The sequence below is a fragment of the Micromonospora echinofusca genome (genome assembly GCF_017614955.1).
In the GTDB taxonomy this organism is placed as follows: domain Bacteria; phylum Actinomycetota; class Actinomycetes; order Mycobacteriales; family Micromonosporaceae; genus Micromonospora; species Micromonospora echinofusca_A.
Genome location: NZ_WVUH01000746.1, coordinates 1 through 428, shown reverse-complemented (window position 1 = coordinate 428; position 428 = coordinate 1). Strand labels below are relative to the sequence as shown.

At 69.9% G+C, this 428-nt stretch carries 1 protein-coding gene; it reads left to right on the top strand.

Translation table 11 applies throughout. The annotated features are described in order from the left end of the window. A partial coding sequence (locus GSF22_RS34205) for an amidohydrolase family protein (protein WP_208817996.1) occupies positions 1-428 on the top strand: 428 nt, incomplete at both ends.

Genomic DNA, 428 nt, shown 5'->3' with positions numbered 1-428 from the left:
GTGTACGGCTACTGGGGTGAGCTGCTGGGGGCGGCGAAGGCCCGGGAGTTGGGTGCGGTGGGTGCCGGTGGTGACCTGTACGCGGATGGGGCGTTGGGGTCGCGGACGGCGCATGTGTCGCAGCCGTACCTGGATGGCGAGTCGGGTGGGTGTGGGCACGGGTACGTGAGTGCGGAGCAGGTGCGGGAGCATCTGTTGGATTGTGCGGCGCTGGGGATGCAGGGCGGGTTCCACGCGATCGGTGATGCGGCGATCGCGACGGTGCTGGCGGGTTTCGCGGGTGCGGCGCAGGTGTTGGGGGTCGACCGGGTTCGGGCGGCGCGGCACCGGGTGGAGCACGCGGAGATCATGAACAAGCGGTTGATCGCGGGGTTCGTGGAGTACGGGATCGTGGCGTCGATGCAGCCGGCGTTCGACCGGTTGTGGGG